15 protein-coding genes and 1 pseudogene are annotated in these 14,699 nt (G+C 35.5%); 11 read left to right on the top strand and 5 right to left on the bottom strand.

The features are described 5' to 3' along the window. Positions 1-40: 40 nt before the first annotated feature. Positions 41-1,141: a signal peptide peptidase SppA gene (gene sppA, locus METEV_RS11245; protein WP_013195630.1), complete on the top strand. Its 1,101-nt coding sequence runs from the start codon at positions 41-43 to the stop codon at positions 1,139-1,141. Between the two features lie 460 nt (positions 1,142-1,601). Here the strand turns inward: sppA and METEV_RS11240 are convergent, their stop codons facing one another. From METEV_RS11240 to METEV_RS11220, 3 genes are all read right to left on the bottom strand, one after another. After that, positions 1,602-2,618 carry a sensor histidine kinase gene (locus METEV_RS11240; protein WP_269634963.1) on the bottom strand — a complete coding sequence of 339 codons (1,017 nt, stop codon included), beginning with the start codon at positions 2,616-2,618 and terminating at the stop codon, positions 1,602-1,604. Between the two features lie 201 nt (positions 2,619-2,819). Beyond that, the gene (locus METEV_RS11230) at positions 2,820-3,017 is read right to left on the bottom strand and encodes a PAS domain S-box protein (RefSeq protein ID WP_049891216.1); all 198 of its coding nucleotides are present in this window, start codon (positions 3,015-3,017) and stop codon (positions 2,820-2,822) included. A 345-nt stretch (positions 3,018-3,362) separates the two neighbouring features. Continuing rightward, positions 3,363-3,620: an arsenic resistance protein gene (locus METEV_RS11220; protein ID WP_232216862.1), complete on the bottom strand. Its 258-nt coding sequence runs from the start codon at positions 3,618-3,620 to the stop codon at positions 3,363-3,365. Positions 3,621-3,881: 261 nt separating this feature from the next. Here METEV_RS11220 and METEV_RS11215 point away from each other — a divergent pair, with 261 nt between their 5' ends. Next, positions 3,882-5,180 (top strand): hypothetical protein, encoded by a 1,299-nt coding sequence (locus tag METEV_RS11215; RefSeq protein WP_013195628.1) that lies wholly within the window; start codon positions 3,882-3,884, stop codon positions 5,178-5,180. 25 nt (positions 5,181-5,205) lie between these two features. On the opposite strand, the gene METEV_RS12465 is transcribed toward METEV_RS11215, so the two are convergent. Beyond that, on the bottom strand, positions 5,206-5,343 hold the full coding sequence (locus tag METEV_RS12465) for a hypothetical protein (protein WP_013195627.1): 138 nt from the start codon (positions 5,341-5,343) through the stop codon (positions 5,206-5,208). Positions 5,344-5,506: 163 nt separating this feature from the next. Between METEV_RS12465 and METEV_RS13000 the strand changes: the two are divergent. The 3 genes and pseudogenes from METEV_RS13000 to METEV_RS11205 all read left to right on the top strand — a co-directional run bounded on the left by METEV_RS13000 (position 5,507) and on the right by METEV_RS11205 (position 7,064). Continuing rightward, positions 5,507-6,650: pseudogene (locus METEV_RS13000) on the top strand (RNA-guided endonuclease InsQ/TnpB family protein). 94 nt (positions 6,651-6,744) lie between these two features. Next, positions 6,745-6,840 carry an SPASM domain-containing protein gene (locus METEV_RS12995; protein WP_394296178.1) on the top strand — a complete coding sequence of 32 codons (96 nt, stop codon included), beginning with the start codon at positions 6,745-6,747 and terminating at the stop codon, positions 6,838-6,840. 2 nt (positions 6,841-6,842) lie between these two features. Then, a complete protein-coding gene (locus METEV_RS11205; RefSeq protein WP_049891214.1) occupies positions 6,843-7,064 on the top strand; it encodes a hypothetical protein in 222 nt (73 codons plus the stop codon). A gap of 59 nt (positions 7,065-7,123) precedes the next feature. Here METEV_RS11205 and METEV_RS11200 read toward each other — a convergent pair whose 3' ends face one another. After that, positions 7,124-8,050 (bottom strand): ribose 1,5-bisphosphate isomerase, encoded by a 927-nt coding sequence (locus METEV_RS11200; protein WP_013195626.1) that lies wholly within the window; start codon positions 8,048-8,050, stop codon positions 7,124-7,126. 106 nt (positions 8,051-8,156) lie between these two features. Between METEV_RS11200 and METEV_RS11195 the strand changes: the two genes are divergently transcribed. The 6 genes from METEV_RS11195 to METEV_RS11175 all read left to right on the top strand — a co-directional run bounded on the left by METEV_RS11195 (position 8,157) and on the right by METEV_RS11175 (position 14,381). Further along, positions 8,157-8,501 (top strand): DUF5518 domain-containing protein, encoded by a 345-nt coding sequence (locus METEV_RS11195; protein ID WP_013195625.1) that lies wholly within the window; start codon positions 8,157-8,159, stop codon positions 8,499-8,501. 12 nt (positions 8,502-8,513) lie between these two features. Next, positions 8,514-9,365: a hypothetical protein gene (locus tag METEV_RS11190; protein ID WP_013195624.1), complete on the top strand. Its 852-nt coding sequence runs from the start codon at positions 8,514-8,516 to the stop codon at positions 9,363-9,365. Between the two features lie 46 nt (positions 9,366-9,411). Then, the gene (locus METEV_RS11185) at positions 9,412-10,779 is read left to right on the top strand and encodes an NAD-dependent succinate-semialdehyde dehydrogenase (RefSeq protein ID WP_013195623.1); all 1,368 of its coding nucleotides are present in this window, start codon (positions 9,412-9,414) and stop codon (positions 10,777-10,779) included. A gap of 114 nt (positions 10,780-10,893) precedes the next feature. Continuing rightward, on the top strand, positions 10,894-11,061 hold the full coding sequence (locus tag METEV_RS12460) for a hypothetical protein (RefSeq protein ID WP_013195622.1): 168 nt from the start codon (positions 10,894-10,896) through the stop codon (positions 11,059-11,061). Positions 11,062-11,375: 314 nt separating this feature from the next. After that, a complete protein-coding gene (locus METEV_RS11180; protein ID WP_013195621.1) occupies positions 11,376-12,743 on the top strand; it encodes an NAD-dependent succinate-semialdehyde dehydrogenase in 1,368 nt (455 codons plus the stop codon). After that, positions 12,744-14,381: an acetolactate synthase large subunit gene (locus METEV_RS11175; protein WP_013195620.1), complete on the top strand. Its 1,638-nt coding sequence runs from the start codon at positions 12,744-12,746 to the stop codon at positions 14,379-14,381. Positions 14,382-14,699: the final 318 nt, after the last annotated feature.

The following is a 14,699-nucleotide window of genomic DNA, read 5'->3' as shown; positions in this document are numbered from 1 at the left end:
TGTAATACCAATATATTGTAACTGGTATAAGAGGAATTAAATGAATCCCGGCGATAATTTCCAGAACTTTGAAGGTCAAAACGAAGAGGAACCGGTTGAATTTTTTAATTATAATTCAGATACTTCAAATTTTTCCTATAAATATCAGGAGCAATCACAGGAAAAAAATATCCATGAGCCTGATTCTAAATTTAACAAAGAAGAAACCATAAAAAGAAAAGGGCGTAAACGCCAGTATCTGACTATTTTCTTTTTACTAATTACTATTATTGCAGCAAGTTTTGCGGCAATTGTTTATACCTTTGATGGAGACCTGTATTCTACAAATGATAAAGTTGCAGTAATACATGTACAGGGAACTATGATTACTGGAAGTATTCCCGGTGGTATAGGCTACTCCACTTCTGAAGATGTAGCCAGTAGTATTCGGAAAGCCTCAGACAGAAGTGATGTAAAGGCAATCGTCATGCGTGTAAACAGTCCCGGCGGGTCTCCATCTGCTGCAGAGGAGATATCCAGAGAAATAGAAAGAGCAAAGGACAAGGGTATACCTGTTGTTGTATCAATGGGGGATGTAGCAGCAAGTGCTGCATACTATGTGTCAGCACCTGCAGATGTTATAATGGCTAATCCATCAACTATGACTGGAAGTATTGGAGTTATATGGACGTTCCAGAACAGATCTGAATTCTACGATGAAGAAGGAATAGAACATGAGGTAATCAAATCCGGTGAACTCAAGGACATGGGAGCACCATGGCGAGGTTTGACAGAAGAAGAGAGAAATTATGCCAATAAAATTGTGCAGGAGATATACAAAAATTTTGTAGACCATGTAGCAGAAAATCGTGACCTAAACCGTAGTTTTGTTAATGAAATATCGGATGGGCGAATATATACTGGTATGAGAGCAAAGGAACTTGGATTAGTGGATAAGTTCGGTAACCTCTATGAGTCCATAAATCTTGCAGCAGAGCTTGGAGATATTAGAGGTGAACCTGATGTAATCTATTTGAATAAACCCAGTATATCCCGATTGCTTTTTAGTTCCAAAACTGATTCTGGTATAGCGAACACCTCATTAACCGATTTTGCGGAGTATTACGAAAACAATCCTTATGGGAAAATCGAAGCAAAATAAACTCTGATTGTTCCCATATTATCTTTTTAATATTAATTTTATAGGCTAAAGATTTATATAAACAAAAATTGGTTGCAAAGAGGTGTATGTAATGCTCTTCTATCAGGTTATAAACTTAAGGTTAACTAATTAACCATCTTTAAACCCATAACTATATATGTTAAATATTCATTTATATATTTAGAGTTGAATACAATTACTAAATAGATTAACTATAACTTTAAAAAAATACTCATAGATAAAACAGATAAACATTTAGTTTATTTTAATATTCCAAACAAGTATCTGGAAAACAACGGTATTGAATTCAAAAATCACTCCACTGTTCTTAATGAAATCGGTGATGAATATCTGATGCTGGATGCATATCAACAGGGAGTTTGGATTCCAAAAGAAATAATTGAATGTGAAAAAGTAACAATTGATAATGATTTGGATACGTAACTTTGGATTATAAACCTTAGAATTTAATGATGAATTTTGTACCACTGGTTGTATCCAGTTCAAAAGTCCCATCAATTTGTTCAACCAGACTGTTTATAAGCTGGAAACCGAGTGAATCAGAATTAGTGATGTCTATATCTTCATTGAGACCTTTTCCAGTATCTCCTACTATTAATGTATAACCAGAGTAGTCCTTATACAAATTAATAATTATGTCGCCTTTTTCATCGTTTTTGAAAGCGTATTTCAAAGTATTAGATATCAATTCATTGATTATCATACCAAGTGGGATGATGGTATCGAACCCAAAATTTATGTCCTGGATATCGATATTTAGGCTGATATCATTTCCATTATACAGATATATAAGATGTTCAACTAATTCTTTTATATAATCGTTAGTATTTATATATTCCAGATTTTTGGTTTCATATAAATTTTTATGTACAAGTGCAATTGAATCTACACGGTTTTGAGTATCTCTGAAAGCATCGTTAACCTCTTCGTCCTCAAATTTGCTCGATTGTAGATCAAGGAGACTGGATACCACCTGAAGATTGTTTTTTATTCTGTGATGCAGTTCCAGTTTCTTAGTTTGTTCAAACTCCAGTATCTGTTCTCTTTGCTGTTTGATATGTTCTTCTGAATTTTTGCGTTCAGTTATGTCTGTTGCATATCCTATATATTGATTGTCTGCAATTTTAACAGCATCCAAATACCAGTATCTTCGTTCGCCACCTTTTGTAATAAAGGGCAATTCAAGAAATGATTTACCTGTCCTTAATAGTTTATTAAAAAAGTATATGACTTGATCATTTTCATCAGGTGGATACAAATTAAAAAAGGGCATTGAAAGTAGCTCTGTTCTGGAATAACCTGTTATGGATTGTGCAGCAGGATTTACATCTATTATATATCCATTTTTTTGGACTACAAAAATTCCTATGGGTGAATTCTCTACATAATTACGGAATTTTTGTTCACTTTCTTTTAGTTTTTTATCCTTTGCAACTTTTTCTGTTTCATCATCTATCGATGATACAATTCCATCAAAATTGCCATCTTCGTCAAAAGTCGGTGCTGAATTTATGTTTAAATATTGCCTTTGTCCATCATCAGGCCATTCAATTGCAAGTCTGAGGTTATATACAGGTTTAAGGTCTTTTTTGACAAGATTGAACGGTAAATTTTTTTCAGGATAATGATTCCCTTCAAAATCTTTTACAACCCATTTCTAATCCTTGTGGCTGCCCCCCAGTGTATGATTTTCTGCTAACCCCAGTACTTTTTTAGCGGCAGGGTTGACGTATTCAATATAGCCGTTTTTATCCACTTTAGTTATATACGATGTACTCGTTTCTGCTATCTCTTCAAAAAAGTCATACCTTTTTTGTGATTTATTTTTAATATCTTTATTATTGATTATAAACACATCCCTTGTTTATAGGGCTAATTATTTTTAACCCTTCAGCTAACCAAAAAAAGTAATATTAATTGAAAAAGCTTCAAGACAAACCTTTTGAACTATTGTCTGTTTGAGCTGGTATAGTGAAATCTTAGATAAACTCGATTGAACAATCAACTTTTTCTGATAACCCCACAAATCTTAACTTTATTTATTAATGAAATGTATATCTTCTTTATGATATAAGAATTTATTGAGCTATAAAAATGGAATGTAACAATCGTAATATTAATAAATGAAATTGGCAGAATTACATTAACAAAAAGTTTATTCTGATTTTTTACTTTTACCTGATACTTATCTATGAATTTATTATTCAGAAACATCGGTTATCCCTTTATTTCTTATAAATAATAGAATCTGGGATACCAGACCAAGTACAGGGAGTTCTATAAGAGGACCTATAACAAGGGCAAGTGCTATCAATGGTCGCTCTGGAAAAGCCATTAATGCTATTGCCAAAGCAATAGGTGATTTTCTGGCAAGTGTAGTAAGGTTTAAACTTGCAGTATCTTGATAATTAAATCCTATAAACCTCCCGACAGCCTGTTTAAATATAAACACGATCAAAGGATTTGTAAACCAAAACTGTTAATTATACATTATAACATCAAATTTGTATGAGGGTGTAGTTATTGAATGGCTACCCGTTAAAGTTGGAATTTCATATGTGTTACCTCTTCCATCTAATTGCTGCATCCTCACAAATTAACTATAGGTTTTTAATCATTGCAAAGAAACCTATGGAATTAATTGGATATAATAAACGTAAGTAGAATATGGATTCGGATTTATAATCTATTGATTTAAACGATTGTGTTAGTGATTAAATTGAATTTTTTAAGAAAACTGTTTGGTAAAAAAGAGAAAGATGAAGAGGTACAAGAAGAACCAGAAAAAATCACATTGAGTCTTGAGGAGATCCAGGACTGGATGAAATCCGAATCAAACGATGCATTCAGCGATATGAAACCTTATATAACACAAAAATATGAGGAAATCAAAACCCATCTTGACAGCCTTGAAAAAGATAAAAAAGAACTTGAAAATGTAGAAATTAAAAATCAAGGTATTCCAAGAGCGGTTCAATCCAATAAAGAAAATTTTGTTAAAAATCTAAACATTATACTGGATAAAATATCGATACCATATGATATCGACCCGTCAACAGCACACCGATTCTATACAGAAGCAACGTCAACTCTTAATACCTGTGTGGAAAACAGCATCAAAAGTCAGCATTACATTAAGCCGATTTTTCCTGAAATTTTTAAAAATCTTTCAAATGACCTTTCAGAAATAAATTCATCACTTTCAGATCTTGGGGACAAAATCAACAACATTAAGGATAGACTGGATATATACGAAAACCTTCCTGAAAAAATTGATGAGGTCAATCAGATAAAAAAACAAATAGAGGATAAAAAAAGCAACATACAGGAACTTGAGAAAAAGTACGAATCATCAAAACATAGTCTTTCTGATGCACAATCCCGTCTTGAAACTTTGAAAGCAAGTGAAAATTACCAGAAAGCGGAAGAACTGGAAAATGAAATCCAGAAATTAAAAGATGAAAAATTAAACATCGATTCTGAACTGAAGGATTTATTTGCACCACTATCTAAAGCCATATCCAGAATGGAAAAACAGGATAAAAGCGACAGACATACATTATCTCCTGAATTCAGAGAGGTAATTGAAAAAATAAACAATAATGAGGTTCATTTGCTGGATAAAGATAAACTTGCCTCATTCCTTAATGATATGAAAAATCGTGTGGAAGACGGCTCACTTGGTCTCAAACAGAGAAAGGGGAACAACATCATTGAACAGGTTAATCATCTGCTTGAATCGGATGAATTTTCTAACCTTGTTGAAAAGAGGTTATCCTATACATCCAGAATTGAAGAACTTGAAATAGAACTTGACAGGCTTACGGTTTATAAGGAAAAAGCAAATCTGGAAAAACAGATATCTAACAACAAAAACACAATGGATACTGTTCAAAGTGAAATCGATAGTGAAAGAAAACACCTTGATGAACTTAACCAGAAAAAAGACCAACTTCTGGAAGAGTTGCAATCAGACCTAAAATACGTATTTAATAAACAAATCGAAATCAAAGATTAAATATGGTCTTTATTAAGGCTACTTTTTACTGATTATCATTATTTGAACTGGATTCATTGTTTTGGTATTCATTGATTTTTTCCAGAACATCTTCTCTTATTTGCTGTTTTGCAATTCCTCTAAACCTTGTATTTTTCCTGTCCATTACTGTACCTTTTTCCATTGGGATGTACCTCCTTTGAGATTATTTTATGTTACTTTTAATGGTCTCATGGTATATTTTATTTTCCAATTGAAATTCTGGAAGAAAATATAGTATACTTTATAAGTAAAATATATAAGAATTGATAACAGAAAATATAATCAATTAATCAATTATATTCATCATGGAGATTGTTATGGTAAAAAGAACCGAAACGATATACCTAAATTATGATAAAAACCTTAGCTGGTTGTGTCATATTTCCAAGAACTTATACAACCAGGCAAACTTCATAGTTAAACAATCTCTAAATGATGAAGGTGGTTGGGTAAGATACGAAGAACTAAATAAACAGTTAAAAGGTACTGAAAATTATTCTGTTTTACCCACACAAACAGCACAACAGACACTAAAACTGATGGATAAAAACTGGAAATCTTTCTTCCAATCAATTAAAGACTGGAAAAAGAACCCAGAAAATTACTATTCAAAACCCAACCCACCAAAATATAAAAAGAAAAATGGCGAAAATATTCTCACTTTCACAAACCAACAGTGTAAGATAAAAAACGGAGTCCTCAAGTTACCGAAGAAAACGAACCTGCAAGTAGAAACTCGTCTTACAGATGACACTAAACTAAATCAAGTTCGAATTCTTCCTATGGGTGTTGGTTATAAGTGTGAAATTGTTTACGAGAAGGATTTAGAAACACCAGATCCAAACGAAGAAAACATCGCCAGTATCGACTTGGGTATTAATAATATCGTCACTATGGTGAATAATATCGGTGAAAAACCGATTGTTATTAAGGGCGGAGTCGCAAAATCAATAAACCAGTTCTACAACAAAAAATCTGGAAAACTAAAATCCATTTATGATAAATTAGGCATCAAAAAACAGCAAAAAACTGAAAAAACTATACCATAAATATAAACTGAAAATCAATGACTTCTTCCATAAAGCAAGTAAAAGAGTTATTGATTTTTGTGTCAAACACAACATCGGCACACTAGTCATTGGATATAACGAAGGGTGGAAACAAGAAGTGTATATGGGTAAGCGCAATAACCAAAAGTTTACACAGATTCCATTTCATAGACTTCTTGAACAACTAAAATACAAAGCCGAAGATGTTGGATTGAAAGTGATTGAGCAAGAAGAATCCTATACATCGAAGTGTTCGTTCCTCGATGGTGAACCAGTTGAGAGAAGGACTTCTTATCTTGGTAAAAGAATTAAAAGAGGGCTTTTCCGATCATCTAACGGCACTATAATCAATGCCGATGTAAATGGTGCCTATAATATTATGAAAAAAAGCAATCCCTGATTTAGATGGGATAGAGGGTGTAGCGTTACACCCGGTGAGTATATCTCACGAATGTAACTGATAATAAAATTAGTTATCTAATGTTACTAAGTTTATCAATTACAATGACGTAATCCTTTGCGTATTTTTACCAAAAGTACTGGGTAACATAAATGAAGATGACTTTCTGGAAGTCTGGAAGAATTCGTAATTATGGAAGATATGAGAAACAGGAAAAGATACGATGAAGGTTGCGGGGGATGTGATTATAGAAGCGTATGTGGGGGTCTTCGTGCCAGAGAGTATGCCTATTATGGAGACGTTCAGGAATCCGATCCCGGATGTATAATAAACAAAAGTAAATGGGAATCGCTAAAAGAAGAGATAGGAGAAAAACAGTTTGTAGCACTGGATAACAGACAGATAAAAACCTGATCTCTAATTTTTTCTTAATTTTTATTTTAAGTAAGACCCCCTGATATAGAAAATTTAGGTTAATCAATATCTCCGAGTTCCCAACCCAGATATTCCTTTATTATAAAATAAGCCATACTCGGTGGAATAACCCCTGCATCTGTGATTATAAGGTCTATATATTCAGCAGGAGTAACATCAAATGCAGGGTTTTTGACCTCTACATAAGGTAAATCCCTTAATTCATCAGGGTTAATGACTTCATCGGTAGGACGGTCTTCTATTTCTATCATCTCACCCTGGATTGTACTGGGGCTGAATTTGTAGGTTTCTGCAGCAACCAGTAAGTTAACCCGGGATTCATGGGCGGCAAGAGCAAGCTGTGAAGTACCTATTTTATTAATGAGAGCTCCATTGACAGATATAGCATCTGCTCCTACTATCACTTTATCCACATTCTTCATACATGACCTTACAGCAGAATCAACGATGTAGGTAGTAGGTATATTGTAGTCATTAAGGTGTTTGATATTGAGCAGCCCCTGTTTTCTGGGTCTGGATTCAGTAGTGATTACCGATATATTTTTGCCCTGTTCAAATGCGGTTGTGATGGCTGACAAAGCTGCATGGGAGTTGCAGTGAGTCATTATCACATCTCCATCCTGTATCCGTTTAGAACCTATTTTACCGATGTTTTCAAGGGCGTAATCAGCCTGCTTGATGAAACGGTTGGCATTGTTTATTATTTCTTCTCTGGCATCATCGACATTTGTTTTGCTGTGTTTTACACTCATCCAGACTGCATTGGGAAGTGATACTGCAGTTGGACGGGTGTTGACCAGTATTTTTGCAGCCTTTTGAACTTTATCATCAAATTCTTGGATGGTTTCTGCATCCAGATTCTTGACATAGTCATGGATGGCTGTTGCTGCGGCACTGGCGATTCTTCCAGCACCGCGTATTTCCATTGTGCGAATTTTTTCTGCGGTGTCCTGCAATTGGTTCATGTTTGATAATTGGGTATGGAAGAATTTATAGATATTTATCTTCAAATTTGCTTAAACACGATTTATATATCATCACAACGACTTATAATTTATATGGAGTATAAATATGGGAGATGAATTAAAAGGAGCAGTAATAGGTCTGGTTAGCACAATTATACTGTATTTGCTACCGTTTATAGATATACTGGCACCATTAATCGGTGGTATTATCGGAGGTTATGCAGGTGCAAAGGATGCTTGGGGCGGATTTAAAGTTGGGATTTTGATGACAGTTTTGATGATTATACCCGGGGTTATACTGGCTACACTGCTTGGTTCAATACTTAGTTTTGTACCTCTGTTGGGAGCGTTTTTTGCAGGATCTACAATTCTTCTAACAATATTACTGGTGGCACATACAGCAATTCTTGGAATCTTTGGAGCAATCGTAGGAGGACTTTTATCAGGTTAATCTAACAAAATAATGAAACCTGGTAACTTTAGTGGGGTTGTACGCTCAATAGACCCTACTTATCCTCAAAATTTTGCAATGCTTATTCTGGTTATTGCAGCTATAATAACCGGTGTTGTTATTTATGCGTTGAATAATTACTCACTGTATGATAGTATTTTGCAGGCGATAAAATCGGGAATATCGGTCTTTCTTTCATGGGCACTGGCAAGAGAACTCGACCCTGACAACGAGTTATCTGCTTTATTTTCTGCAGGAATAATTTTTATTTTAATATCCTCATTGATTACCCACTCACCGGATATCATTGATCTGGTCTGGATATTGTTGATTTTGCGTGTTATAAACAGAACAAGTGGAAGGTATGCTGGTGTTCTGGATTCATTGGTTGTAATAGGATTAGGCATATGGATTACCTATCAGCGAGGATTGATATTTATTCTTATTACATCACTGGTCTTTTTTCTGGATGGCAGCATGGATTTTCCCAACAAAAATAATCGATATTTTACAATTATTTCTCTTATCATATCGGCTGTAATAATTATATTCAATGGAAATGTTGTATTAAAAACACCTGCAACTTTAAACGTATTGGTTATTTTAATTGTATCATTATTGTTTTTACTGCATATTTTCACAATTTCTGGAATTTGTTCTTTTGATGATTTAAATATTAAACGACTGGATTTTAAACGAATAAGAATATCACAAGTATTAGTTTTGTTTACAGGAGTATCTGTACTAATTTTTGGTGACGATTACAGTATAAACTCTATACTTCCTTTGTGGACAGCAATTTCGGGTATATTGATATACAGATTAATTTTTGCGATGGGAAAGTGCTTTAGTTTGTGCAGATAAATTTGAGAGTTGAGGAAACCAGGTATTTAAAAATGAGGGTAAATTCATGACAACAATAACATCCATTAACCCCGCAACAGAAGAGATAAATGGCACATATGAATTGTATTCACAGAATAAAGTGGATAAGGTTTTAAAAAAATCAGAAGAAGCTTTTCTGGAATGGAGCAATCTCAAAGTTTCAGAGAGAGCAATTTATCTTTCCAGAGTTGCAAATGTTTTGAGAAAACGCAAATCTCAACTTGGAACAGTTATCACAAAAGAAATGGGGAAACCAATAAAACAGTCAATGGGAGAAATTGAAAAATGTGCAGTCACTTTTGATTATTTTGCAAAAAACGCAGAAAATTTAATGCAACCTGAACCAGTAGAATCTGATGCAAAAAACTGTGGAATTTATTTTGAACCTCTTGGTATAATTTTAAGTATAAAACCTTGGAATTTCCCCTTCTGGCAAGCTATAAGTTTTGCAGCACATGCACTTGCAGGAGGTAATGTAATACTTCTTAAACATTCCAGTCATGTACCCATGTGTGCACTGGAAATAGAGGGGGTATTCAGAGAATCTGGATTCCCAGAAGGAGTTTACCAGACACTGCTTCTTGATGGGAAATCCACATCATCACTGATAGGAAGAGATGAAATAGCAGGGGTATCTTTTACAGGCAGTACATCCGCAGGTGGGAGTATAGCAGAAGAAGCCGGCAAGAACATAAAAAAATGTGTACTTGAACTTGGTGGAAGCGACCCGTTTATAATACTGGATGATGCAGACCTTGATAAAGCGGCGGAAGCTGCTGCTGTTAGCAGGTGTATGAACGCAGGACAGACCTGCATATCCGCCAAACGGTTTATTGTAGAAGAAGGTATTGCAGAGCAGTTCACATCCCGGTTTGTAGAAGCGATGAAAAGTTATACACATGGTGACCCCATGGATGAGAATACAAAACTGGGTCCACTTGTAAGGGATGAACAGCGTAGTTTACTTGAAGAACAGGTAAATGATGCAGTGTCAAAGGGTGCAGAAGTGCTACTTGAAGGTGGCAAAACCGAAGGTAAAGGTTTCTATTATTCACCGGTGGTTCTTACCAATGTATCTAAAGATTCCAGAGTAATTACAGAGGAAACTTTCGGTCCAGTGGCTCCGATTATTATCGTTAAAAATGATGAAGAAGCCGTTGAAGTTGCCAATAATACACGTTATGGGCTTGGTGCAACTATATACAGTCAAGATGAGGAAAAAGCTCACAGTATTGGCAGGCAGTTGAATACAGGGACGGTGTTTGTTAATTCAGTCCTCAAACCAGAACCACAATTACCTTTTGGAGGGGTCAAAGATAGTGGTACAGGTAGGGAATTGTCAAAGTTTGGGTTTTATGAGTTTATGAATAAAAAAACAATGAAAGAATATTAAAAATTTTTGACATGTTATCAGTCTAAATCAGTGGAAGGAGTGGATTTATAAACTATGCAAAATATAACAGGATGATATGTAACTGATAGTATCTTTGTAGGGGGAGAGTTACATATGTTCAAATTGTCTATTATAGGTCGTGTGGTAGAAATTCTTAAAAACACACTAAATTGTGGATCTGATATATGTGTTTTTATAATCATCCTGTTTTCAGGATTTGCGGTGCTTTTGCTTTTCCTGTTGATTCACTGGATTCATATAAACTTTTTACAAAAGAAATAAATTTTATCTTTTGGGATGTATTAACCGATTGAATAACAAAAAAATATTGAAACCCAGATTAAAAACATCTCTTTTATAATAGGAGAAACATATCAGACAAACAGCCTGTTCATAAAATACCGGTTGCAGGCTAAAAGGGGGAGATTGGAGGTAAGGTTTGCAATCAATAAATGCTTCTAGGTCTTGTAGTTTATATTGTATCAGGAGATTGGGTATTTCACAATTGGAACATAGAGATACCTCCAGATATAATTTTTTAGCCTGTTATTTGGCTGGTTTAAAACCATTGATAATTAGATTAAGGAGGAAATAATATGGATAAAATAGTATCTATTAATCCCGCTACGGAAAAGGTAAATAAAGAATACAATTATTATTCACAGGAAAAGGTTGACGGGATATTAAAAAAATCCAATGAAGCTTTTGAACAGTGGAAAAACCTTGATGTTTCTGAAAGAGCTGAATATCTGAACAATGCTGCGGCTAAACTCCGGGAAAGGAAAGAGGAGCTTGCTCCAACCATTACAAAGGAGATGGGTAAGCCTATAAGGCAGTCAGAATCCGAAATTGAAAAATGTGCATGGGTTCTTGAACATTTTGCTGAAAAATCAAAGCAGTATATAGAGCCTGAATTTGTGGATACAGATGCAGAAACTTCTGGTATTGTTTTTGAACCACTCGGAACAATTCTTACTATTATGCCCTGGAATTTCCCCTTCTGGCAGGCATTACGCGTAGGTGCAGCAGCACTTGCAGGAGGTAATGTAATACTTCTTAAACATTCCAGTCATGTACCCATGTGTGCACTGGAAATAGAGGGGGTATTCAGAGAATCCGGATTCCCAGAAGGAGTTTACCAGACACTGCTTCTTGATGGGAAATCCACCTCATCACTGATAGGAAGAGATGAAATAGCAGGGGTATCTTTTACAGGCAGTACATCAGCAGGCAGGAATGTAGCAGAAGAAGCCGGCAAGAACATAAAAAAATGTGTACTTGAACTTGGTGGAAGCGACCCGTTTATAGTACTGGATGATGCAGACCTTGATAAGGCGGCGGAAGCTGCTGCAGCCGGTCGTTTTACCAATACAGGTCAAAGTTGTGTATCTGCAAAGCGGTTTATTGTCATGGAAAGTATAGCAGATGAGTTCATTTCCAAATTTGTAAACGCAACCAGAAACCTGACAATAGGAGACCCGATGGATGAAAATACCGATATAGGACCACTTGTATCTGATAAACAGATAAAATTGATTGAAGAACAGGTAAATGATGCAGTTTCAAAGGGTGCAGAAGTGTTACTTGAAGGTGGCAAAACTGAAGGTAAAGGTTTCTATTACTCACCTGTGATTCTTACCAATGTATCTAAAGATTCCAGAGTAATTACAGAGGAAACTTTCGGTCCGGTTGCTCCGATTATTACTGTCAGCAGTGAGAAGGAAGCTATAAAAGAAGCCAATGATACCCAATTCGGACTGGGTGCAAACATCTGGACAGAAGACCGTGAAAAAGCGGTACGACTGACAAGGGATATAGAAGCAGGCAATGTCTCTGTTAATTCAGTTACAAAATCCGACCCGAGGTTGCCTTTTGGCGGAATTAAGAAGAGTGGTGTAGGTAGAGAACTTTCAAGGTTTGGTTTTTATGAATTCATGAATATCAAATCCATGAAGGTGTACTGAATGAAAGCTAGTGACCTCTTTGTCAAATGCCTGGAAAATGAAGGGGTTGAATATGTGTTCGGAATACCAGGTGAAGAAACCCTTGACCTAATGGACTCGCTTTCACATTCAAGTATAAAATTCATTGTAACAAGACATGAACAGGGTGCGGCGTTTATGGCTGATGTCTATGGGAGGCTGACCCATAAACCCGGGGTATGTCTTTCTACACTTGGACCGGGCGCTACCAACCTGATGACAGGTATAGCTGATGCTTATCTGGACAGGGCACCATTGGTAGCAGTAACCGGACAGGCATCACTGGAGAAGACTCATAAAGAGGCTCACCAATACATCAACGTTGTTGATACATTAAAAAACATAACAAACTGGAACAGAAAAATAACCCGTCCGGATTTTATACCTGAAATTGTACGAAAAACGTTTGACATAGCCTGTGATGCACCCGGTGCAGTTCATGTTGAATTACCTGAGGATATAGCAATTGAAGATACACTGGAAACTCCCCTTCAAAAGAAAATGTATTCCCATAAAAGTGAACATGATGAAAATGAATTGGAAAAAGCTGTTGAACTAATTGAACAATCGAATAAACCTTTAATTCTTGCAGGAAATGGGGTGACAAGGGAACAATCTGCTGAACAGCTTGAAAAGTTTGTAAACAGGTTAAAAATCCCAGCAACAACCACATTCATGGGTAAAGGTAACATTCCTACAGACAATGACTTATATATCGGATCCGTCGGGCTTCAAAGAAAAGATTATCTTATGTGTGGATTTGATGTAGCAGATCTTGTAATCTGTGTAGGTGTAGACCCTGTTGAATACAGTCCGCGTCTGTGGAATCCTGATGGTTCAAAAAAGATAATACATATTCATAATAGCCATCCGGAAATAGATTCAAGTTATCTTCCCGAATGTTCACTTATAGGTAATTTAAAACATTCTCTTTATCGCCTGACAGAAAACTGTACATCTGAAAAGGGTGTACCCGAATCAATAGCAAAACTTAAACAGACGATGGAAAACGAGTTATTGTCCTACAGGAATGATAATTCGTTCCCTGTGAAACCGCAAAGAATCTTATATGATATAAGGAACCGTCTTTACAGAGATGACATACTTATCAGTGATGTGGGGGCTCATAAACTATGGGTGGGCAGACTGTTTCCTGCATATAAACCAAACACAGTTCAGATATCCAATGGACTGGCTTCAATGGGTTTTGCACTTCCGGGAGCTATTGCTGCAAAGCTTGTCCATCCTGAAAAAAATGTTGTTGCAGTCGTAGGAGACGGCGGATTTATGATGAACGTTCAGGAACTGGAAACTGCAAAACGGATTGGCACTGACCTGATTGTTATTATATTTAACGATTCCAAATATGGGGTGATTGAGTGGAATGAACTTGAAAAATTCAAAACATCTTACGGAATCGATTTTTCCAATCCGGATTTTGTCCAGATGGCTCAAAGTTTTGGGGTGAACGGGGTTAAAATAGAATCAGCTGATGAATTAACCTCCAAACTCCAATATGCACTGGAAAATGGGGGAATCTGGGTTTTTGATGTGGAAGTCGATTATACTGAAAATATCAAGCTTGGTGAAAAATTGCGGGAGATGACCTGTGGGATTTGAAAAGATTTGCATATAAAAAAAAGAAGGTTGGTACATATTAATTCTGAGGGGATGAATGGCCAACCTTTTTATATGCATTTTTATTCCAGATCAAGAGCACGATCGAAATTATCGAACTGCTCGTAATATCTGGCGCGTTCAATCAGATCTATTAATGTATCGTCCATCTGATTCGCCTCAATTACCAAAATGTTTTCAAAATATATAAATGAAAACCATTTAAATTAAAAATTTTATTTATTTGTAACCAATAAAAATAGGAAGTTATTGCATATAAATAACAAATCTTTTTACCGATTATGCACAATTTGGGATTGA

This window comes from Methanohalobium evestigatum Z-7303 (genome assembly GCF_000196655.1).
Classification (GTDB): Archaea; Halobacteriota; Methanosarcinia; order Methanosarcinales; family Methanosarcinaceae; genus Methanohalobium; species Methanohalobium evestigatum.
Note: the sequence above shows the minus strand (reverse complement) of the source record. Positions and strands in the feature narration are given on the sequence as shown.